This is a genomic window from Micromonospora sp. NPDC005299, assembly GCF_042872345.1.
Classification (GTDB): Bacteria; Actinomycetota; Actinomycetes; order Mycobacteriales; family Micromonosporaceae; genus Micromonospora.
Map to the genome: position 1 here is coordinate 147,420 of NZ_JBIAKG010000008.1, position 21,445 is coordinate 168,864.

The 21,445-nt window shown below is 71.9% G+C and carries 18 protein-coding genes and 2 tRNA genes; 9 read left to right on the forward strand and 11 right to left on the reverse strand.

All coding sequences use genetic code 11. The features are described from left to right. Positions 1 to 32 precede the first annotated feature (32 nt). The gene (locus ACFYPD_RS22880) at positions 33 to 1,043 is read left to right on the forward strand and encodes a sugar phosphate isomerase/epimerase family protein (protein ID WP_387116884.1); all 1,011 of its coding nucleotides are present in this window, start codon (positions 33 to 35) and stop codon (positions 1,041 to 1,043) included. A gap of 47 nt (positions 1,044 to 1,090) precedes the next feature. Here the strand turns inward: ACFYPD_RS22880 and ACFYPD_RS22885 are convergent, their stop codons facing one another. From ACFYPD_RS22885 to ACFYPD_RS22900, 4 genes are all read right to left on the reverse strand, one after another. Then, entirely contained in the window at positions 1,091 to 2,275 is a 1,185-nt protein-coding gene (locus ACFYPD_RS22885) for an ROK family transcriptional regulator (RefSeq protein WP_387116888.1), read from the reverse strand. Between the two features lie 108 nt (positions 2,276 to 2,383). Beyond that, entirely contained in the window at positions 2,384 to 3,457 is a 1,074-nt protein-coding gene (locus ACFYPD_RS22890; protein ID WP_387116891.1) for a sugar phosphate isomerase/epimerase family protein, read from the reverse strand. Positions 3,458 to 3,542: 85 nt separating this feature from the next. Next, positions 3,543 to 6,881, reverse strand: coding sequence for a ThuA domain-containing protein (locus tag ACFYPD_RS22895; protein ID WP_387116893.1), 3,339 nt, complete (start codon positions 6,879 to 6,881; stop codon positions 3,543 to 3,545). A 258-nt stretch (positions 6,882 to 7,139) separates the two neighbouring features. Then, positions 7,140 to 7,523 carry a hypothetical protein gene (locus ACFYPD_RS22900; protein ID WP_387116896.1) on the reverse strand — a complete coding sequence of 128 codons (384 nt, stop codon included), beginning with the start codon at positions 7,521 to 7,523 and terminating at the stop codon, positions 7,140 to 7,142. A gap of 272 nt (positions 7,524 to 7,795) precedes the next feature. On the opposite strand from ACFYPD_RS22900, the gene ACFYPD_RS22905 reads away from it, so the two are divergent. The 4 genes from ACFYPD_RS22905 to ACFYPD_RS22920 all read left to right on the forward strand — a co-directional run bounded on the left by ACFYPD_RS22905 (position 7,796) and on the right by ACFYPD_RS22920 (position 11,641). Next, positions 7,796 to 7,868: transfer RNA gene (locus tag ACFYPD_RS22905), tRNA-Asn, on the forward strand. Between the two features lie 199 nt (positions 7,869 to 8,067). Next, on the forward strand, positions 8,068 to 10,194 hold the full coding sequence (locus ACFYPD_RS22910) for an MMPL family transporter (protein ID WP_387116899.1): 2,127 nt from the start codon (positions 8,068 to 8,070) through the stop codon (positions 10,192 to 10,194). Next, complete coding sequence (locus ACFYPD_RS22915; protein WP_387116902.1) at positions 10,184 to 11,425, forward strand: FAD-dependent oxidoreductase; 1,242 nt, start codon at positions 10,184 to 10,186, stop codon at positions 11,423 to 11,425. The genes ACFYPD_RS22910 and ACFYPD_RS22915 overlap by 11 nt, the downstream gene beginning before the upstream one ends. 139 nt (positions 11,426 to 11,564) lie before the next feature. After that, positions 11,565 to 11,641: transfer RNA gene (locus tag ACFYPD_RS22920), tRNA-Ile, on the forward strand. 246 nt (positions 11,642 to 11,887) lie between these two features. Here ACFYPD_RS22920 and ACFYPD_RS22925 read toward each other — a convergent pair. From ACFYPD_RS22925 to ACFYPD_RS22935, 3 genes are all read right to left on the reverse strand, one after another. After that, complete coding sequence (locus tag ACFYPD_RS22925) at positions 11,888 to 13,102, reverse strand: RNA polymerase sigma factor (protein WP_387116905.1); 1,215 nt, start codon at positions 13,100 to 13,102, stop codon at positions 11,888 to 11,890. A 43-nt stretch (positions 13,103 to 13,145) separates the two neighbouring features. Beyond that, positions 13,146 to 13,517, reverse strand: coding sequence for a YciI family protein (locus ACFYPD_RS22930; RefSeq protein ID WP_387116908.1), 372 nt, complete (start codon positions 13,515 to 13,517; stop codon positions 13,146 to 13,148). A gap of 151 nt (positions 13,518 to 13,668) precedes the next feature. Beyond that, on the reverse strand, positions 13,669 to 13,932 hold the full coding sequence (locus ACFYPD_RS22935; RefSeq protein WP_387116911.1) for a hypothetical protein: 264 nt from the start codon (positions 13,930 to 13,932) through the stop codon (positions 13,669 to 13,671). Between the two features lie 128 nt (positions 13,933 to 14,060). Between ACFYPD_RS22935 and ACFYPD_RS22940 the strand changes: the two genes are divergently transcribed. The 3 genes from ACFYPD_RS22940 (at position 14,061) to ACFYPD_RS22950 (ending at position 15,899) form a co-directional block, all read left to right on the forward strand. Further along, positions 14,061 to 14,504: a DUF5990 family protein gene (locus ACFYPD_RS22940; protein ID WP_387116914.1), complete on the forward strand. Its 444-nt coding sequence runs from the start codon at positions 14,061 to 14,063 to the stop codon at positions 14,502 to 14,504. A 393-nt stretch (positions 14,505 to 14,897) separates the two neighbouring features. Next, entirely contained in the window at positions 14,898 to 15,416 is a 519-nt protein-coding gene (locus ACFYPD_RS22945; protein ID WP_387116917.1) for a nucleotidyltransferase family protein, read from the forward strand. A 93-nt stretch (positions 15,417 to 15,509) separates the two neighbouring features. Further along, a complete protein-coding gene (locus tag ACFYPD_RS22950; RefSeq protein WP_387116920.1) occupies positions 15,510 to 15,899 on the forward strand; it encodes a hypothetical protein in 390 nt (129 codons plus the stop codon). A 40-nt stretch (positions 15,900 to 15,939) separates the two neighbouring features. Here the strand turns inward: ACFYPD_RS22950 and ACFYPD_RS22955 are convergent, their stop codons facing one another. The 4 genes from ACFYPD_RS22955 to ACFYPD_RS22970 form a co-directional block, all read right to left on the reverse strand. Beyond that, the gene (locus ACFYPD_RS22955; RefSeq protein ID WP_387117356.1) at positions 15,940 to 16,809 is read right to left on the reverse strand and encodes a glycine betaine ABC transporter substrate-binding protein; all 870 of its coding nucleotides are present in this window, start codon (positions 16,807 to 16,809) and stop codon (positions 15,940 to 15,942) included. A 91-nt stretch (positions 16,810 to 16,900) separates the two neighbouring features. Then, positions 16,901 to 17,794 (reverse strand): ABC transporter permease, encoded by an 894-nt coding sequence (locus ACFYPD_RS22960; RefSeq protein ID WP_387116923.1) that lies wholly within the window; start codon positions 17,792 to 17,794, stop codon positions 16,901 to 16,903. Continuing rightward, a complete protein-coding gene (locus ACFYPD_RS22965) occupies positions 17,791 to 19,035 on the reverse strand; it encodes a glycine betaine/L-proline ABC transporter ATP-binding protein (RefSeq protein WP_387117358.1) in 1,245 nt (414 codons plus the stop codon). The genes ACFYPD_RS22960 and ACFYPD_RS22965 overlap by 4 nt, the downstream gene beginning before the upstream one ends. Positions 19,036 to 19,578: 543 nt before the next feature. Continuing rightward, positions 19,579 to 20,166, reverse strand: coding sequence for a TetR/AcrR family transcriptional regulator (locus tag ACFYPD_RS22970; RefSeq protein WP_387116926.1), 588 nt, complete (start codon positions 20,164 to 20,166; stop codon positions 19,579 to 19,581). A 71-nt stretch (positions 20,167 to 20,237) separates the two neighbouring features. On the opposite strand from ACFYPD_RS22970, the gene ACFYPD_RS22975 reads away from it, so the two are divergent. Continuing rightward, positions 20,238 to 21,443 carry an FAD-dependent monooxygenase gene (locus ACFYPD_RS22975; protein ID WP_387116929.1) on the forward strand — a complete coding sequence of 402 codons (1,206 nt, stop codon included), beginning with the start codon at positions 20,238 to 20,240 and terminating at the stop codon, positions 21,441 to 21,443. Positions 21,444 to 21,445: the final 2 nt, after the last annotated feature.

Consider the following 21,445-nt stretch of genomic DNA (forward strand, 5'->3'; position numbering starts at 1 on the left):
TCCCCCCATCATCACGACAGGGGAGAAGGACAATGGCGCGACCCATCACGCTCTTCACCGGCCAGTGGGCCGATCTTCCGTTCGACGAGGTCTGCCGGCTCGCCGCCGAGTGGGGGTACGACGGCCTGGAGATCGCCTGCTGGGGCGACCACTTCGAGGTCGACAAGGCGCTCTCCGACGAGTCGTACGTGGACCGCAAGCGGGCCACCCTCGCCAAGCACAACCTCCAGGTCTTCGCCATCTCCAACCACCTCGTCGGGCAGGCGGTCTGCGACCACCCGATCGACGAGCGGCACCAGGACATCCTCCCCGCCCGGATCTGGGGCGACGGCGAGCCGGAGGGCGTACGCCGCCGCGCCGCCGAGGAGATGAAGGACACCGCCCGGGCGGCGGCGAAGCTCGGGGTGAAGACGGTGGTCGGCTTCACCGGCTCGTCGATCTGGCACACCCTGGCGATGTTCCCGCCGGTCCCGCCCGCGATGATCGAACGCGGCTACCAGGACTTCGCCGACCGGTGGAACCCGATCCTGGACGTCTTCGACTCAGTCGGCGTGCGCTTCGCCCACGAGGTGCACCCCAGCGAGATCGCCTACGACTACTGGACCACCAGGCGGACCCTGGACGCGATCGGCCACCGGCCCGCGTTCGGGCTGAACTGGGACCCGTCGCACTTCGTCTGGCAGGAGCTGGACCCGGTCAACTTCATCTTCGACTTCGCCGACCGGATCTACCACGTCGACTGCAAGGACGCGAAGGTGCGCACCGGGGACGGCCGGCGCGGCCGGCTCTCCTCCCACCTGCCCTGGGCGGACCTGCGGCGGGGCTGGGACTTCGTCTCCACCGGCCACGGTGACGTGCCGTGGGAGGACTGCTTCCGCGCGTTGAACGCGATCGGCTACACCGGCCCGATCTCAATCGAGTGGGAGGACGCCGGCATGGACCGCCTGGTCGGCGCCCCCGAGGCGCTCCAGTTCGTCCGCCGGCTCGCCTTCGACGCCCCGGCCGCCGCCTTCGACGCGGCGTTCAGCAGCAGCCGGGACTGACCCGTCCGAGCCTCCGGGGTCGGCGCGGCCGGCCCCGGAGGCGGCCCTCAGCGGGCGGCGAAGACCTGGTCGCTGACCAGCCGGGCCGCGCCGACCAGGCCGGCCCGGTCGTCGAGGTCGGACAGGACGATCGGCATGCTGCCGGTGGCCAGCGGGGTGGAGCGCCGGTAGACCACGCTTCGGATCTCGGCGAGCAGGACCGGCCCGATACCCGGGGCCGCGCCGCCGATGATCACGATGGCCGGGTTCACGAAGCTGACCAGGCCGACCAGCACCTGCCCGAGCCGGCGGGCGGCGTCGCGTACCAGCGTCTGCGCGGCCGGATCCCCGGCGGTCGCCGCCGCGGCCACGTCGGCCACGGTGAGCGCGCCGGCGGCGGTCAGCCGGTCGGCGAGCGCCGTCGAGCGCCCGGCCCGCGCGGCCGTCACCGCCTCCCGCACCAGGGCGGCGTCCCCGCAGTACGCCTCGACGCAGCCGGTGTTGCCGCAGCCGCAGAGCGGCCCGTCTTCGGTGAGCTGGAGGTGCCCGATGTCCCCGGCGCCGCTGGCCGCGCCCCGGTACAGCGCCCCGCCGAGCACCAGCCCGCAGCCCACCGCGTCGCCCAGCTTCACGTAGAGGAAGTCGTCGAACGGCCGGCCGGTGCCGGCGTGCCGCTCGCCCAGGGCCATCACGTTGGCGTCGTTGTCGACCTGCACCGGGCAGCCCAGCTCGGCGGCGATCGTGTCGCGCACCGGGAACTGGTGCCAGCCGGGCAGGGCGGGCGGGGAGACCGGGGCGCCCTCGCGGACCGCGACCGGCGCGGGGAGCGCCACCCCGACGCCGGCCAGCCGGGCCAGCCCGGCCTCGGCCCGCAGCTTGCCGAGCAGCTCGACCGCCCGTCCGATCACGATCTCCGGGCCGAGCCGGACGTCGACCGGCTCGTCATGGCGGGCGAGCAGGGTCAGCTCGCCGTCGGTGAGCGCGACCGCCAGCCGCCCGTCGCCGACCCGCACGGCGCCGAAGCGCACCTGCCCGCCGACCCGCAGCAGCGAGGAGCGCCGGCCACCCCGGGACGCGGCCGGCCCGGCGGTCTCCACCAGGCCCTGCGCGGCCAGTCGGTCCGCCTCGGCGGTGAACCGGGCCCGGGGCAGGCCCAGAGCGTCGGCCAGTTCGACCCGCGAGCGGGGGCCGTCGTCGCGCAGCAGGCGCAGCAGCCGCGCCTGGTCGGCGGACTCCGGTCCGACCATCGTCATCACGATCACCTCCCCCCGAATGTGCCACACCGGCGTCACGACGGTGTGACGCGAGGGGGCCGCCCCGGTTCCCCGGTGCGGCCCCCTGCGATCCCGGTGTCGAGTCCGTCAGCCCCGCAGACCCGACATGTGCTGGTAGCTGATCTCCGCGTAGCGCAGCGACCGGCCCGGGTCGGCGGCGCCGCCCGGTGCGTTGTCCTGCTCCCACATCGGGTTGTGGTAACCCTTCGCGCCCATGTTCGCGAAGAAGGTGCCGTAGTCGATGTCGCCCTGGCCGAGCGGCACCATCTCGTACCCGGCCGCGGTGGCCGGGTCGTACGTGCCGTCCTTGGCGTGGAACAGCGGGAACCGGATGGTCTGGGCGGCGACCACGGCCAGCGGGTCGAAGACGTTGGTCTGGGTCCCCCCGTCCGGGTCGGTGTAGCTGCGGAACCGGTGCTGGGCCACGTGCGCCCAGTAGATGTCCATCTCGAACCAGACCCACTCCGGGTTTGTCCGCGCGATGAAGTACTCCAGCTTGCGCACGCCTGAGGACCGGGTCGGCCGGCCCAGCCCGTCCAGCGGCCCGCTGTCCAGCAGGAAGTTGTACGCGGCGTCGTGGTTGTGCGTGTACAGCTTTAGGCCCCGGGCGGCGGCCATCTCGCCGAAGGTGTTCCACCGGTCCACGGCGGCGTCCCAGTCGGCCTTGTAGTTGCTGCCGGTCGGGTCGTTGCCGGTGCCGATGTGCGTCATGCCGAGGATCTCGGCGGTGTCCAGCGTCTGCTCGAACGCGGCGATGGTGTCCGGCGTGACCGTGCTTGGGACGGAGGCGTGCGAGCCGTTGGCACGCAGCCCGTTGTCGTCCAGGATCTTGCGGATCTCCGCCGGGGTGATCTGCCGGCCGAGGATCGAGGTGTGCTGGGTGTACCCGGCGAACTCGACCTCCTTGTAGCCGATCTCCGCGAGCCGGGCGAGCACCCGCTCGAACCCGTACGGCACGCCGGTGGCGTCCGGGGCGGTGCTGATCCGGTCGCGGACGCTGTAGAGGATGATGCCCCGCTTGCCGGTCGGGACGAGCACCCCGTTGCCGGCGAAGGCGGCCGACGGGGCGAGCCCGGCGGCGCCGGCGGCGACGGCGCCCGCCGCCCCGGCGATGGTGCCGAGCACCCGGCGACGGCTCATGCCGTGCGATGTGTCGTTCATGTGCTGACTGCCTTTCTGACGGTGCTGGATGGTGTGGAAGGGAGAGAGTCAGGTGGGGCCGCCGGGTGGCGACCCCACCCGGGCGTCACGGCGTGACGCCGATGCCCTGGCCGGTGAACTCGACCCAGTTGAGGTTGCCGAAGCCGCCGGCCGGACCGCCGGGGACCGTGGTCAGGACCAGGTAGAGCTTGTGCGTCCCGCCCGGGTCGGTGACCGGCACGGTGGTGCTGGTGAAGGCGTTGTTGCCGGAGGTCGCGTTGACCGTGGCCGTGGCCAGCAGCGGGCCGGTGGGGGAGTCCAGCCGGAACTGGACGCCGAACCGGGGCTGCCCGGCGGTGGCGGCGCTGCCCCCGGAGGTGCGCAGCGTCACCGACTGCAGGTTTCTCAGGTTCACGGTGTTGTTGACCGCGATCCAGTCGCCGGGGTCGAGGCTGCCGCGCTGCTGCCCGCCCCCGGTGTCGGTGGTGGTGCCGACCGTGGTGCCCGACTCCGCGGTGGCGAACTCGACCTCCTGGCGCTTGGCCTGGACGATCTGCTGGTCCACCGTGGTCAGCGCCGGCTGGCCGTTGGCGTCCCGGTCGGTGTACGACGCGCTGACCACGCCGTAGATGTAGCCGCCGTGCGAGGCGTCGTCGGCGTCCGTGGGCAGCACACCCGAGCAGCCGAACTGGTTGGCCTCACCGTGTCCGTGGCTGTCGTGCCCGAGCACGAAGGTCACCTCGACCCGGGCGCAGTCGACCGGTCCGTCCTCCGGGTCGGTGACGGTGACCGTCCACGGGATGTCGTCGCCCCAGCTGAAGAAGCCACCCTCCAGTGGGGTCGTGACGGTGACGGTCGGCGCGGTGTTGCCGACGGTGATGGTGGTGTTCGCCGACGCGGTCTTGCCGCTGGAGTCGGTCACCGTCAGGCGGGCGGTGTAGACGCCGTTGCTGGTGTAGGTGAACGACGGGTTCGGGTCGATCGAGTCGGTGGTGCCGTTGCCGTCGAAGTCCCAGGCGAACGAGATGGAGTCCGCCGGGTCCGGGTCCGTCGAGCCGTCGCTGGAGAACGCCACGGTCAGCGGGGCCCGCCCGTTGGTCGGGGTCGCGTTCAGCACGGCCGTCGGCGCCCGCAGGCCCTTGACGTAGCTGAACCTGAGTATCGCCGCGTCCGGGTTGACGTTGAAGAACCCGTCGCCGTACGTCAGCAGGTAGAAGTTGCCGTCCGCGCCCCAGCGCATGTCCATCGGGTTGTCGCAGAGGAACGGCTTGGCCGGGGTGGTGGGCGCCTGCCCGCAGTTCAACACATTGTTGATCTTCAGGATGTCGCCCTGGTCGTCCAGCCGGATCTCCTTGAGGGTGTCCCGGGTGAACTCACCGAAGAAGATCGCGTCGTCGTAGTACTCGGGGAACTTCGTCTCCGACCTCAGCTCCGGGTCGAAGTCGTATTTCGCCGCTCCGTGCGGGCCGACGCCGCCCGTGCCCAGCTCCGGGAAGAGCACCGGGCAGGTCTGCGTCGGAGTCGACAGGTAGGACTCCGGGCAGGGCGTCGGGGCCTGGAACGAGTACCACCGCTCCGACTTCTCCACCCGCGGCAGGTCGGTCAGGCCGGTGTTGTGCCGAGAGGTGTTCTTCGGGGCCGCGCAGTCGAACGGGGCCACCGGCGAGATCGGATTGGTGGTCCAGTTCATCTCGATGTACGGCAGGTTCGGCTGCACGCACATGGGCCAGCCGTAGTTCGCCGGCTTGTCGACCACCATCATCCGGCCGGTGCCGGCGGGACCGCGGCCCACCTGGGCGGTCGACGAGTCCGGCGAGTAGTCGGTGACGTAGGCGACGTCGTCCTTGTCCAGGGTGATCCGGAACGGGTTCCGGAAGCCCATCGCGTAGATCTCCGGGCGGGTCTTCGCCGTGCCGGCCGGGAACAGGTTCCCCGCCGGGACGGTGTACGACCCGTCCGCGCCGACGGTGATCCGCAGAACCTTGCCGCGCAGGTCGTTGGTGTTGGCCGCGCTGCGGCGGGCGTCGACGAACGGGGCCTGGTAGACACCGGCGGCGCTGACCGAGTCGTTGTGCGGGGAGAACCCGCCGGACCCGCCGCCGCCGGCCGGGGTGTCGTCCCCGGTGACCAGCCAGAGGTTGTTCGCCGAGTCGAACGTGATGTCACCGGCGACGTGGCAGCAGGCGCCCCGGTCCACCGGCACCTGGAGGATCTTCTGCTCGGTGCTCAGGTCCAGCGACGGCGTCTCCCCGTCGACGAACCTGAACCGGGAGAGCTGGAAGTAGCCCTTCCACTGGTCCCACGCCGCCGGGTCGGTGCTGGTGGTCGGCGCGCTGCCCGTCGGGGTGTCCAGCGGGGGCGCGTAGTAGAGGTAGACCCACCTGTTGGTGGCGAAGTCGTGGTCCACCGCCGGGCCGTACATCCCGTCCTCGCTGTTGGTGTAGACCGGGATCTGGGCCAGCACCGTGGTCTGGTTGGTCTCCGGGTCATGCAGCCGGACGCCGCCGCGCCGGTCGGTCTGGATGACCCGCCCGTCGGGGAGGACGTCGAAGCCGATCGGCTCGTTGACGTTGGGCTGCGCCCCGACCACCGTCATCTGGTAGTTGGCGAGCACCGTGGCGCCGCAGTCGCCGTCGGTCACGCCGGCCGCCCACTGGATCGCCCCGCCGAGGTGGGCCCGCAGGTCGGCGCTGTCGTAGCTCGCCGGGGTGGCGCCCAGTCCGGTGTAGAAGGACCGGCCGCCCTGGTAGTCCTTGCACCAGGTGACCGGGTGGTCGAAGCCCATGCTGCCGCCGGCGTACGTTTTCTCGTCCACCGTGGCCAGCACGTGCGAGACGCCCCGGACGTTGGCCGCGAAGTTGTACCACCGGTCGGTGGTGGACCAGCGCTGCGGCAGCGTCTCCGACGCCGGGTGGACCCGGTCGGCGACGGTGACGGTCGCCCGGCTCGCGGCCGTCGACGCGCCGGTGGCCCGGGTGCCGAGCAGGTTGGTGAGGAACGACCAGTCCGGCTCGGCCTCGATGGCGGAGTGGACGCCCACGAAGCCGCCGCCGTCGCGGTAGTACGCCTCGAAGGCGGCCTGCTGAGCGTCGTCGAGCACGTCGCCGGCGGTGTTCAGGAACACCACGGCGCGGAACTGCTTCAGGTGGGGCTGGTCGAACTTGCGCGGGTCGTTGGTGACCTCGACGGTGAAGCGGCGCTCCCGCTCGAGTTGCTGGACGGCCTGCACGCCGGCCGCGGTGGCCGCGTTGTTGCCGCTGGCCGACCGGGTGAAGACGAGCACCTTGTACTGGATGCCGTTGCTGGCGGGTGCGGGGGCGGCGAGCACCGGCGCGGCCTGCGCCGGGGTGGGGGCCCGCTCCGCCGTCGCGACGAGGGTCGCGGCGACGAGCGTGAGCACGCTGAGATGGATGGCGGCCCTGCGGCCGAACGGTCTTCTGCGCATCGAACCTCGCTCTGGTCGGGCGGGTCCGCCTCAGCGCCGGGACGAGGCTGAGGAGGTCGCTGGAAGTGACGAGAGCCTGGCCAGGTTCTATGCGAGACGATATTTGCGCCTGGAACAAAAGAGAAGAGGTTGACGCCGAAAGTTTTCGATAAACCCGCTTCACTTTTGTTCAAGATCAGCGAAAGTGGGAGCGGGGTCTCGTTCGGACACACGAAAGCGGGCCGGCCGCCCAATGGCGACCGGCCCGCTTCGGGTGGGTCAGAGGTTGGTGCTCGTGCCGGACGACTTGGTGGTCGACGAGCCGGTCGTGGTCGAGCCCGTGCCGGTCGAGCCGGCCTTGGCGCCGACGGCGGCCGGCGTGCCGGTGAACGGCTTGTCGGCTTCGGTCAGCCCCGGCTTGCCGCCGTTGCCGTTGCCGGTGCCCAGCTTCTCGCCGAGCTTGGTCTGCCCCAGCTTGTCCTTGCCCTCCGAGTAGAGCCGGGTCGCCTGGGCCTGCGCGACCCCCGCCGCCTCCTGGACGGTCGGGTGGTCGAGCACCTTGCGGCCACGGACCACCAACTCCTCGTACTTCTCCCGGCCGGCACGGGCGCCCAGGACGAATCCCGCAGCCAGCCCGCCAAGAAACATGATCTTTCCGCGCATGGCGGCTCCTTCCGTACCTGACGCGCCGCCGATCCCAGCGGGTGTTCCCGACGGGAGCGACCTTCTCGCGCCTGCATTCACTGTCGGCGGCTAACTACCCATCCTGCTCTCCGCTCATGCCTCCCTGTGCCGAGATGGCGATTTGTCCGATATTCTGAGCGGGTCGCCGGCGGGGGAAGTCGGGTTAACCCCCTGGCGCACCACCCCCCGATGTCCTGTACTCTTGTCCCCGTCGCACGGCACGGAGAGATCCGCAGCCGGGCGGTCTACGGTCCCCCGTAGCTCAATTGGCAGAGCAGCCGGCTGTTAACCGGCAGGTTTTTGGTTCGAGTCCAAACGGGGGAGCTCCGCTCCACGCGACGCCCGTCGGCCCAGGCCGACGGGCGTTTTCGCGTAGTGCCCGTCCGCCCGGTGCCTCCGCATGCTCCGCCCAGTCGCTGGTGGCGGTCGCGGTTTCCGCCCGCCGGTGCTGCTCGGCCCGGCAGGATGGTCGATGTCGACTGAGGCTCGCGCTGCGTCGGTTGCTGCGTCGATTCAAGGGTGGATGGAGATGGCCGGAGGGCGGAGCCGCTGGACCGCGACGCTGGTCGCGGTCGTCGTGGTGCTGGGCTGGCTGGTCGTCGGCGGCATCGCCGGCCCCTACTCCGGGAAGCTCGGCGACGTCGCCACCAACGACAACGCCGCCTTCCTGCCCGCCGACGCCGAGGCCACCCGGGCGCAGAACCTCGCCGCCGGCTTCGTCGAACGGGAGACCACCCCGGCGCTCGTCGTGTACGAGCGCACCTCCGGCATCACCCCCGCCGACCAGGAGCGGATCCGGGCCGACGCGGCCCGTTTCGCCGAACTGCCGGGCGTCGTCGGCCCCCTGCCGCCGCCGATCGTCAGCCAGGACCGGCAGGCCGTGCAGGTGGTCATCCCGATCGACGCGGCCGAGGGCGAACAGATCGGCGCCGTGGTCGACCGGCTGCGGGACATCGCCGGCTCCGACCGGGACGGGTTGACCGTGGACGTGGCCGGCCCGGCGGGCCTGCTCGCCGACCTGATCGAGGTGTTCACCGCCATCGACGGGCCGCTGCTGCTGGTCACCCTGGTCGTGGTGCTGGTCATCCTGCTGATCGTCTACCGCAGCCCGGTGCTCTGGGCCTTCCCGCTGCTCGCCGCCGGGATGTCGTACTCGCTGGCCTCGCTCCTCGTCTACGCCCTGGCGAAGAACGAGGTCATCAAGCTCAACGGGCAGGCCCAGGGCATCCTCACCGTCCTCGTCTTCGGCGCCGGCACCGACTACGCGCTGCTGCTCATCGCCCGCTACCGGGAGGAACTGCACCGGCACGACCGGCCCTGGGACGCCATGAGGGCCGCCTGGAAGGGCGCCGCCCCGGCGATCATCGCCTCGGGCGTCACGGTCATCGTCAGCCTGCTCTGCCTGCTGCTGTCCAGCCTCAACTCCAACCGGGCGCTCGGCCCGGTGAGCGCCGTCGGCATCGCCGCCACCCTGCTGGTGATGCTGACCTTCCTCCCCGCGCTGCTGCTGCTCGGTGGACGGTGGGCGTTCTGGCCCCGACGACCCCGGTTCGACCACGCCGACCCGCGGACCGAACACGGCATCTGGGGGCGGATCGCGGGCTTCGTGGCGCGCCGCGCCCGTACCGTCTGGATCGTCACCGCGGTGGTCCTGGCCGCGCTCGCCCTCGGGGTGACCCAGCTCGGCGCCACCACCCTCGGCCAGTCCGACCTGTTCACCCAGCGCACCGACTCGGTGGCCGGGCAGGAGGTGATCGCCCGCCACTACCCGGCCGGCACCGGCAGCCCGGCCACCATCTTCACCAACCAGGCCGCCGCCCAGCAGGTCGCCCGGGTCGCGCAGGGCGTACCGGGGGTGTCGTCGGTCCAGCCGTTCAGCCGTCAGGGACCGACCGGGTCGCCCGAGGTGGTCGACGGGCGTGTGCAGTTGCAGGCCACTCTCGCCGATCCGCCGGACAGCAACGGCGCCGAACGCGCCGTGCGCGAGCTGCGCGTGGCGGTGCACCGGGTGCGCGGCGCGGACGCGCTGGTCGGCGGGTTCACCGCGATCAACGTGGACACCGCCGACGCGTCCACCCGGGACCGCAACGTCATCATCCCGGTGGTGCTGCTGGTCATCGCGGTCATCCTGGCCGTGCTGCTGCGGGCCCTGCTCGCCCCGGTGCTGCTGATCGCCACGGTCGTGCTGTCGTTCCTGGCCACGCTCGGCCTCTGCGCGCTGATCTTCAGACACGTCCTCGACTTCCCGGGGGTCGACCAGTCGTTCCCGCTGTTCGCGTTCGTCTTCCTGGTCGCCCTCGGCATCGACTACAACATCTTCCTGATGAGCCGGGTCCGCGAGGAGTCCGTCCGGCGCGGCACCCGGGCCGGGGTGCTCACCGGCCTGGCCGTCACCGGCGGCGTGATCACCTCCGCCGGCATCGTGCTCGCCGCCACCTTCTCCGCGCTCGCCGTGCTGCCCCTGGTGGTGCTCGTCGAGCTGGGCGTGGCGGTCGCCGCCGGGGTGCTGCTCGACACCATCGTGGTCCGGTCGCTGCTGGTGCCCGCGCTGGCGTACGACATCGGGCCGAAGATCTGGTGGCCGGGCCGGCTGTCGCGGACGAACCGTAACGGCGACCGGGCCGGGGCGGAGGTGGAGCGTGCCCGCTGAGACGGACGTCGTCATCGTCGGCGGCGGCCTGGCCGGCCTCGCCGCCGCCCGCCGGCTGCACCGGGCCGGCGTGCCATGGCGGCTGCTGGAGGCCGGCGACCGGCTCGGCGGCCGGGTCGCCACCGACGAGGTCGACGGCTACCTGCTGGACCGGGGCTTCCAGGTGCTCAACACGGCGTACCCACGGCTCGGCGGCCTGGTCGACCTCGGCGGCCTCGACCTGGGCTGGTTCACGGCCGGGGTGCTGGTGCGCCGCGGCGCCCGGCTGGAACGCCTGGTCAACCCGCTGCGCGACCCGGCCGGCGCGGCCGGCACGGTGGCCGCGGGCGTCGGGTCGCTGGTCGACCGGCTGCGCTTCGCCGCGCTCGCCACCGGCTGCGCCACCCTGCCGATGGGCCGGCTCCTCAACGCGCCCGAGACCACCAGCGAGGCCGCGCTGCGCCGGGCCGGGCTCTCCGCCGCGTTCATCGAGGAACTGCTCCGGCCGTTCCTCTCCGGCGTGCTGCTCGACCGCGAGCTGGCCACCTCCAGCCACGTGCTGGCCGTCCTCCTGCGCGCGTTCGCCCGGGGCCGGATCGGGCTGCCCGCCCGCGGCATGGCCGCGCTGCCCGCGGCCGTCGCCGGCCCGCTCCCCGCCGAGCTGATCGACCTGGACACCCCGGTCGCCGACGTCGCGCCCGGCCGGGTCCGCACCCCGGCCGGCGAGATCGCCTGCCGCGCCGTCGTGGTCGCCGCGGACCCGCCGGCGGCGGCCACCCTGCTGCCCCAGCTCCAACGGGTACGCATGCACGGCTACACGACCTACTACCACAGCACCGACACCCCGCCGCTGGCCGAGCCGATCCTGCTCCTCGACGGGGAGCGGCGGGAACTCGTCGCCAACACGGTGGTGGTCAGCAACGCGGCACCCACGTACGCGCCGGCCGGGAAGCACCTCGTGGCCACCTCCGTGGTCGGCCCGCAGGCCCCGCCAGAGCCGCTGGTCCGCCGCGAGCTGGACCGCCTCTACGGCCGCTCCACCGCAGACTGGACCCACCTGGCCACCGTGTCGGTGCCGGAGGCGCTGCCCGCCGCGCCGCCGCCGCAGGGCCGGCTGCGCAAGCCGGTCGTGCTCGGCGAGGGGCTCTTCGTGGCCGGCGACCACCGGGACAGCCCGTCGATCCAGGGAGCCCTCGCGAGCGGCTGGCGGGCCGCCGGGGCGGTGCTCGCGGAGCTGCGCGGCACGGGTTGAGCGGGACCGCGGGCGCGACCGATGGAACCGCTGCGCGCTGTTATCCTCGCGTTGCCCTTCGTGCCGGCCAGATCATCAACCCGGCCCGACGGATGATGGCCGGTGATCCGTTGAACAGGTTACGATCCGGCGCGGTAGCGGGGCGGTAGCTCAGCGGGTTAGAGCAGGGGACTCATAATCCCTCGGTCGCGGGTTCGAGTCCCGCCCGCCCCACCACGCGAACGCCCTGCTCAGGCAGGGTGCCGACGACGACCCGGACGCACCGCGTCAAGATCGGGGCCAACGCCCTGTTCGGCGAGTTCCCAGGCGTGCCGAACGGTCGCGGAGCCGGTGGGGGCGGTGGCCGCGTCGGGGGTGACGCCGAGCAGGGCACCGCAGCTCAGCCCAGAGCCGTTCGAGGTGTGCCCGCTGCCGCCCGGTGGTGACGTCGTGGCAGTCGGCGGCCGGCCTGGTCGGGAGAAGTCAGCCCAGCGTGGCCGCCTTGCGCAGCAGCACTGAGCGTTCGCGCTGGTTGGCGCACAGCCGGGCCGCCAGCTCCAGCTCGGCGCGCGCTTCCGGTCGCCGTCCGAGTCGGGCCAGTAGTTCACCGCGTACGGTCGGAACCAGATGCGAACCGGGGAGCCGGTCCGAGGCGATCAGCTCGTCCACGATGGCCAGGGCCTGCGCCGGACCCGAGGCCATGGCCACGGCGACGGCCCGGTTGAGCTCGACCACCGGCGAGGGCGCGACCCGGCCGAGCGCCTCGTAGAGCACGACGATCCGGTCCCAGTCGGTCGCCTCGACGGAGGGGGCCGACGCGTGGGCGGCGGCGATCGCGGCCTGCAGGCCGTAGGGGCCGAGGCCGCGAGTCGACGCCTTGGCCAGCGCGGCCAGCCCACGGCGGATCGCCGAGAAGTCCCACCGCCGCCGGTCCTGGTCCTCCAGCAGGATCGACGAACCGTCCGGGGCGGTCCGGGCCGGGAAGCGCGCGGCGGTCAGCTCGCACAGCGCGAGCAGGCCGTGCACCTCCGGCTCGTCCGGCTGCAGCGCGGCCAGCGTGCGGGCCAGCCGGATCGCCTCGTACGCGACGTCGGGGCGCAGCAGCCGGTCACCCGACGTGGCCGTCGACCCCTCGGTGAAGATCACGTAGAGGACGCTGAGCACGCCGCCCAGCCGCTCCCGGCGCTCGCCGGCCGCCGGCAGCTCGAACGGCACCCCGGCCGCCGCGATCGTCTTCTTGGCCCGGGTGATGCGGGCCTGCACGGTCGGCACGGGTACGAGGAACGCGCGGGCGATCTCCTCGCTGGACAGGCCGCCGACCACGCGCAGGGTCAGCGCCACCCGGGCCTCGGGGGAGAGCACTGGGTGGCAGCTGATGAACATCAGCGCCAGGATATCGTCGTCGATCTTGTCGGGGTCGATTTCTTCGTCGACCGCCGGGTCAGCCGCCAGCAGGGCGTATCGGTCCTGGAGGGCGGTCCGGCGGCGGATCGCGTCGATGGCCCGGCGCCGGGCCGTGGCCATCAGCCAGCCGGCCGGATTGGCCGGGGAGGCGAGCGGCCACGACATCAGCGCCTCGGCCACCGCCTCCTGGGCCGCGTCCTCGGCCAGCCCGAAATCGCCGGTGAACCGGGTCAGCGCGGCGACGATCCGCGCCGACTCGATCCGCCAGACGGCCTCGACATCGGCCGTACCCATCAGATCTGGCCGTTGCTCTCGCACCCGGCCCAGTCCTCGACGATCACTTGTCGACCTGCGGGACCTCGTCGCTCCCGGGCACCCGCCGAACCTCGATCTTGGACCCGGGGGCCGCCGGGACCCGCTTGGCCCACTCGACCGCCTCCTGCTTGGAGGCGACGTCGAGCAGGAAGAAGCCCCCGAACAGTTCCTTGGTCTCGCCGTACGGCCCGTCCGTGACCACCGGCGCCTCGCCGCTGAAGTCGACCACGACGCCCCGGCCCGGATCGTCGAGCCCTTCGGCCGCGAGGAGAACACCGGCCTTGACCATCTCCTCGATGAACCGGCCGGTCGTGGCCATCATCTCGTCGATGTCGGCCATCATGGCCGCGTTCGACTCGTCGGTGCCCCGCATGATCAGCAGGTACTTCGCCATCGCGTTCTCCTCATCCGGCGCGGCCGCCTCTCGGCCCTCGCACCCACACGTCGAACGAGCGGCCCACGGATCGACACGACCCCGGAGAAATCTCACCGCGACGCCGCCGATCCCTCCGACCCGCGTCTCGCCCGCCAGACCGGCGGCCCGTCTATTCGTCAGCCCCCGCATCGAAGTCGCCTAGCGTCTTCGACAGCCGCAGGCGGGCTGCCTGGAGGCGCTGCGTGTAGTCCGCCCTGAAGATGTCGACTAGAGACTTGTCGAGGGTCCCGCTGATGCGGTGCAGGGCAGACCAGACGGCTCGATCGTCGACCACCTCGGCGAATGCTCGCGAGGACTCCATCCGCTCAAGCCAGTTCGAGAGCACCAGCGCCTGGTCGTGACTCAGCCTGAGGACGACCTCTTCGCGGTTCACTCCGGCAAGGTACCGCAGCCGTTTTCGACCATACCCAGGCCAAGCTGACGCTCAGCCCACCCGACAGGTGATCGGTCCCGACCGGGCCGGTAACCGAACTCGTCGGTGTCCCGCCCTAGAGTCGGGGGATGCTGATCCGGATCGAGGGCAGCGACCTGCCAGGGCGGCGCGCCGGTGCCGAGGCGGACGAGCTGCGGCTGCGTAACGTGCACGTGGGAATGCAGCGCAAGGCCGAGGTGGTCGACCGGATCCCGGCCGACGCGTTGGAGGCGTCCTGGCAGTTCGAGGTCACCAGCCGCGACGTGGACGGCCTGCTCGACGTCGGCGGGCCGTGGGTGCACGGCCGCGTGGGGGCGCGCTTCCTCTATCTCAGCTGGGGGTCGGTGACGGACGACCGCTTCGAGATGTTCCGCCGGGCGAAGCTCATGTTCGGTGACATCCCGACCGAGCTGCTCCGCGCCGGACACGACGGTGCCGGCGTGCTGGTCGGCCGGCTCCGGCTGACGGACGCCCAGGGCGGGCCGCTCTGTGCCCGGGTCCGACCGCCACACATCAGCTGGACCCTGGAGTGACCGTCGAGGTTTGGTAAGGGAAGACCGGGCTGTGCGGGAGCTGCGCGCAACAGATGCGGCTCTACGTCAAGCGGAGGAACGCGGCGAGCAGGGAGCCCGGCAGATCAAGGTCGAGGCGCGCCCGGGTCGATCAGGCCCCGCGCCGAGCTGCACCTCGGGCCCATGGCCGCCCGACATCGAGAGTGTCTCTCGCTCGTGGTTGATCTGCGTCCTGACAGCACCGAACGGACACCAGCCGCATCCGGCCGGTGGACGCAGTGGGAAGCAATCTGACGACGACCGTATCCATGAGCTGCGAGGCCCGGGAAGACCATGTCACTTGCCACTGAGCCACGCGCTCCCCGGACAGCCGAGCTGGCCGAGCTGATCGCGGCGTGTCCGTGGTTTCTCGACGTGCTGGTGGTGGTGCGGGAAGCAGGCCTACCGGACGCATGGGTGGGGGCGGGTGCCCTGCGGGACCTGGTCTGGGGCCGACGGTATGGCGGCGGCTTCGATCCGCGGAACGTGCGGGACGTCGACGTCGCGTTCTTCGATCCCGGCGATCTGACCCGGAGTGGTGACGTCGCGGCGACCGAACTGCTACGCCGTCACGACCCGGCGATCCCCTGGGAAGCGACCAATCAGGCCGCCGTACATACCTGGTACGAGAGCGTGTTCGGCACCGGTCCGGTCGACGCGCTCCGCTCCGTAGCCGAGGCGGTGGCCACCTGGCCCGAGACCGCCACCGCGGTGGCGGTACGTCTCGACGCTGCCGGGACGCTCCACGTCTGTGCCCCGCTCGGGCTGAACGACCTGCTCGACGGGATATGGCGACGCAACCCGCAGCGGGTGACGGTCGAGCTGTCCCGGGCTCGCCTCGCGCGCCACGAGCCGGGCAGACGATGGCCCACGGTGCGGATACTGCCGCCGTAGCGACCGGCCGGCGTCGCACTTGAGCGGCGGGATGGCTCGACCCGAGTACGGATGCTCATTCGCCCGATGGTCGCGACGCGGCAGGATCGGGCCGTGACGAAGACGACGCGTACCCTGCTCGGCGGCCTGCTCCTGGCGGCCGCGACCGTCGGCGCCTGGTGGGCCTGGCTGGGCTGGGAGTCGGGCTACACGGTCGACCCGGAGACCGGCGCGACCAGCGGCCCGTACGCGGTGTGGCAGGTGGCCGGCGCCGTGCTCACCCTGATCGTGATCGCCGCCGTGGGTGGTTGGTTCTGGAGCCCGTGGCTGGTGGCGCCGGTGATGACGGTGGCGTTCACCGCGGCTTGGGCGGCGCGGGCCGCGTCGACGGACGACACCGGGCTCTGGGCGGTGGGAGCGGCGCTGGTCGCCATCGGCACCGCCATCGGCGCGACGGTGGTCAGTGGCGGCGTGGCCTGGCTGCGCCGGCGGCGTGCGGGATGACAGTGAGGCCCGCCGGGGCATCCGGCGGGCCCCAGTCAGGTCAGGCGAGCGTCTTCAGGTAGTCGGGGTTGGCCTTGAGCCACTCCTCGACGGCCTTCTTCTCGTCGCCCTTGTGGGCGTTGAACATGAGGTCCTCCAGGGACCCGAGCTGCTGACCGTCCATCTTGAACTTGGTCAGCATCGAGGTGACCTCGGGGAAGTCCTTCCCGAAGCCCTTCCGGCCGAAGGTGTTGATCTGCTCGGCCTGGCCGAGGGTGCCCTTCGGGTCGGCCAGGTCCTTCAGCTCGTACTTGGCGTAGGCCCAGTGCGGGTGCCAGAGGGTGACCGCGATCGGCTTCTTGTCGGCGATCGCGCCGTCGAGCGCGGCGAGCATGGCCGGGGTGGAGGAGGTCTTCAGCTTCATGGCCCCGTCCAGGCCGTAGCCGGGGAGCACCTTCTCCTGGGTGGCCTTGGTGAGGCCGGCGCCCGGCTCGATGCCGATGAGCTGCCCGCCGAAGGTGCCGGCCTTGGCGGCCAGGTCGTCGAGGGTGTCGACGCCCTCGACGTACTTCGGCACCGCGATGCTCAGGCTGGCGTCGTCGTGCCAGATGCCGAGCTTTTCCAGCTTGTCGCCGTACTTCTCCAGGTAGGAGGCGTGGGTCTGGGGCAGCCAGCCGTCGAGGAACAGGTCGATATCGCCGCCGGCGAGACCGCCGTAGACGAGACCGGCCTCCAGGTTCTTGAGCTGGACCCGGTAGCCCTTCTCCTCCAGGATGTGCTGCCACAGGTGCGACGCGGCGATCGCCTCGTCCCAGGCCATGTAGCCGATGGTGATCTTCTTGCCGTTGCCGGCGCCGTCCGATTCGGCGGTGCAGGCCGCACCGGCCAGCGCCAGGGTGGCGGTCACCGCGAGCGCGAGGACGCGCTTCATGGTCGTGAACACAGGGTTGTCCTTCCGGTTGCGGAACAGGCCGGCGGACCCGCGTACGCGGGAACTGGCGTGCCGGCGCGGGGGGCGACGGTCAGGCGGCCTCCCGCGCGAGGCGCTGTGCCCGCGCGGAGGGGAACCGGTCGCCCACGGAGTCGGTGAGCCGGTCGAGCACCACGGCGAGGACCACGACGGCGATCCCGCCCTCGAAGCCGCTGCCCACCTCGACCTGGGAGAGCGCGAACATGATGACGTCGCCAAGGCCGCCAGCGCCGACCATGCCGGCGATCACCACCATGGACAGGGCCAGCATGATCACCTGGTTGACCCCGGTCATGATGGTCGGCAGGGCCAGCGGCACCTTGGTGCGGAGCAGCACCATCCACGGCGGCGCGCCGAACGACTCGGCGGCCTGCACGATCTCCTTGTCGACCTGGCGCAGGCCCAGTTCGGTGAGGCGTACGCCCGGCGGCATGCTGAACACCAGCGTGGCCAGCACGCCGGGCACGGTGCCGATGCCGAAGAAGAAGATCGCCGGGATCAGGTAGACGAACGCCGGCATGGTCTGCATGAGGTCCAGCACCGGCCGGGCCACGGCGGACGCGCGCTTGTTCTCCGCCACGAAGACGCCCAGCGGGATCGCCAGCAGCAGGGCGAGCACGCTGGCCACGAGCACCTGCGCGAGGGTGCTCATGGTCTCCTCCCAGTACGGCATGCCGGCCACCAGGCCGAGGCCCACGGCGGTGCCGAGGCCGAACTTCCAGCCGCGCAGCCACCAGCCGAGCGCGGCGAGGACCAGCACGACCGCTACCGCGGGTACGCCGGTGAGCAGGTCGTTGAGCGGGCGCACGAGGGCCTCGACCACCGTGGCGACCGCGTCGAAGACCGGGCCGAGGGTGGCGGTGGCCCAGTCGACGGCGGACTCGGTCCACGTGCCGAGCGGCACCCGGGGCAGCCAGGAGTCGAGCGGAGACTGGGTCAGCCTCATACCGGCTCCTCCTTCCTGCTGATCAGGTCGAGGTCGTCCGGCGCTGCCGCGTCGGCCGGCCGGCTGTCGACGGGGTCGTCCACCGCGGGCTCGACGTCGTCCGTCGGTGAGCTGTCGGGAGCCGTGCTGGCCAGGGCAGCGAGCAGCGTGATCCGCGGGATCACGCCGGACAGCCGGCCGGTCGCGTCCAGAACGGCCACCGGATGGACGCTCTCCGCGCACTCGGCGAACAGGTCGGCCACGGCGGTGTCCGCGGTGACCGTCCGGACCTGTTCGGTCGAGACGTACCCCTCCAGGCTCTGCCGGCCCTCGCGGAACGCCCGCAGGACCTCGTCCTCGGTGACCGTGCCGAGGAACTGCTTCCTCGGCCCGGTCACGTAGACCACCGAGGTCTGGTTCTCCCGCAGCGCGCGGGCGGCCACCCGGGGGCCGACGTTGACGTCGAGCACGGTTTGCGCCTTTTCCATGACCGACGAGGCGGTGAGGATGCGGGTGCGGTCGACGTCCGCGACGAACTGCGCGACGTAGTCGTTGGCGGGGTCGGTGAGGATCTCCTCGGCCGTGCCGATCTGCACGATCCGGCCGTCCCGCATCACCGCGATCCGGTCGCCGAGGCGCATGGCCTCGTTGAGGTCGTGGGTGATGAAGATGATGGTCTTGCCCAGCTCGGCCTGGAGTTCCAGGAGTTGGTCCTGGATCTCCCGGCGGATGAGCGGGTCGAGCGCCGAGAACGCCTCGTCCATCAGCAGGATGTCCGTGCCGGCGGCGAGCGCGCGGGCCAGCCCGACCCGCTGCCGCATGCCGCCGGACAGGTCGTGGGGGAGCTTGTCCGCCCACTCGGTCAGGCCGACCATGCGCAGCGCCTCCAGTGCGCGCTCGCGCCGTTCGGCCTTCGGGAGGCCGGCGACCTCCAGCGCGTACCCGGCGTTCTCGAGCACCGTCCGGTGCGGCATCAGCGCGAAGTGCTGGAAGACCATGCTGATCTTTTCACGGCGCAGCTTGCGCAGCGCGGCGGGCCTGAGCGTGGTTAGCTCGACCCCGTCGATCCGCACGCTGCCCTTCGTGGGGCGGAGCAGACCGTTGAGCATCCGGATGAGGGTGGACTTGCCGGAGCCGGATAGGCCCATCACGACGAAGATCTCGCCGGGGCGTACCTCGAAGTTCGCGTCGATGACGGCGGCCGTGGCCGGCAGCCCGGCGAGGGCCTCCGCGCGGGGCGCCCCGTCCGCGAGGCGCCTCATCGCCTCGTCGGCTCGGTTACCGAATATTTTGTAGAGCGACTTCACTGCGAGTGCAGGCACGATCCCCTCTCCGATGAAAACCTCTGGCGGATCGCACCATCGGTGGCCATCTTCGCGTCTCGTCCGTCGATATCAACATCGGTCACATCAGTCTGGCCATGGGGGCCGGCCCGGAAACCTACCGACTTCACTGCGGGGGATCCAGTCCGGAGTGCGGGGAATGTGGATATGCCCACAAAAAATCGCGGTCCGGTGCCGTCGAATTCGGTCGCCGCACGCAGCAGGGACAGCCCCGGTGGGCAGCCGGCTCGGGTAATTTAGGGACTCTTGTTCCCTTTTGTCGCCGCTCGTCGCCGTCTCGTCGCCGAGGGATTCGATTGCCGCGGCTCATCCCCGAATTTGTCGGCACTGATAGAGAACTGTCGTGCGTTCGTCATATTCCGGCGCGGCCCCGCCGTATCGCCGCGCCGCGCCGCGGGTGTGCGATTCCGGATCCCGCGTGGACGCGATGAATCGCCGACGACGGATTTCCGCGCCCCCGTTTCAGCCCTGACTCTCGCGGAACTCGGCGGCTAGGATTCGTAGGGCGCCGGTCAACTCCCGCGCCGAGGGAGCCGCCGCCGGGTCGACCAGCCACTGGGCCGCGACGCCGCCGATCAGCGCCTGGTGGAAGGCGCCGAGGGCGAGTGCGGTCGACTCGTCGAGGGCCGGGTCGAGCCGGTGGAAGACCTCGGCCAATCCGAGCCGGGCCTGGCGGGTGACCCCGGCGAACGCCTCCCGCAGCTCGGGCGCCCGGTCGAGTTGCGCGATCAGTTCGAACTGGACGGCCCAGAGCGGCCGAAGCCGGGTGAACGACTCGATGATCCGCTCCCACGCCGCCTCGAAGCGCTGCTCGGGCGTGGCGTCCGGCCCGGCGTCCTCGGCGAGGGCGCGTTCCAGCTCGTCGCCCCACTCCGCCATGGCCTCCACGAGCGCCTCGTTGAGCAGCGCTTTCGTGGTGCGGAAGTGGTAGCCGATGGCGGCCAGGCTGGTGCCGGCGGCGCCGGCCACGTCCCGGGCCGTGGTGGCCGTGTAGCCCTTCTCCATCAGGCAGCGCTTGGCGCCGGCGAGCAGGTCCTCCCGATTTCCCATGGCCGCAGCCTAGCCGATTCCTTGAACAAACGTCTTGCACAAACGTCTAACACGCTTGTACCGTCATTGTCATGACTGATGTGCTGATCTCCGGCGCCGGTGTCGCCGGGCCCACGCTCGCCTGGTGGCTGCGCCGCCACGGCTTCCGTCCGACCGTGGTCGAGCGCGCCCCTGCGCTGCGCGACGGGGGCTACAAGGTGGACGTCCGGGGCGCGGCGCTGACCGTGCTGGACCGGATGGGCCTCCTCGAGCAGGTGCGCCGGCGCGACACCGGCATGCGGCTCGCCCGCTTCGTGGACGCGTCCGGTGCGCAGCTGGCCACCATGGACGCCGCGCTCTTCGGCGGCCGGGAGGGGGACGACGTCGAGGTGATGCGCGGTGACCTGGCCCGGCTGCTCGTCGAGGCGACCGGCGACGTGGAATACCTCTTCGGCGACTCGATCGCCGCGCTGGATCCGGCCGCCGACGGGGTGGACGTGACCTTCGCCGGGGGCGGGCGCCGTCGCTTCGACCTGGTGGTCGGCGCCGACGGGCTGCACTCGGCGGTACGCCGGCTCGCGTTCGGCCCGGCCGCCGAGCACCTGCGCCCGCTCGGACACCACATCGCGATCTGCACCGTCCCCGCCGAGTTCGGCGAGGAGCGGGTCGAGCTGATGCACCCGGCGCCGGGCCGGACCGTCGGGGTCTACCGCACCGCCGGGGCGCCGGCCGCCCGCGCGCTGTTCCTCTTCCCGTCGCCGGCCGAGGAGCCCGACCATCGGGACCTGCCCGCCCAGCGGGCCGCGCTGGCCCGGGCGTTCAACGGGGCCGGCTGGCGGGTGCCTGAGCTGCTCGCCGCGACCGCCGACGCGCCGGACCTCTACTTCGCGCCCATGAGTCAGGTGCGGATGGACCGCTGGTCCACCGGCCGCATCGCGCTCGTCGGCGACGCCGGCCACGGCCCCTCACCGGCCTCCGGTCAGGGCACCAGCCTCGGGCTGGTCGGGGCGTACGTGCTGGCCGCCTCGCTGGCCGAGGCCGGTGGGGACCCGGTGGCCGGGTTCGCGGGGTACGAGCGGCGGATGCGCCCGTTCGTCACGGCGAACCAGCGGTTGGCCGAGCGCAACCTGGAGGGGATGGTGCTCTCGTCGGCGGCCCGGATCCGGTTCCAGACGCTGATGCTGCGGCTCATGCCGCGCCTGCCCGGCCGGGAGCGGATGATCCGCCGGGTCACCGAGCCGATCCGCCGGGCGGCCACCGCGATCACCCTGCCGGACGCCCCGGCGGCCACCCGCTGACC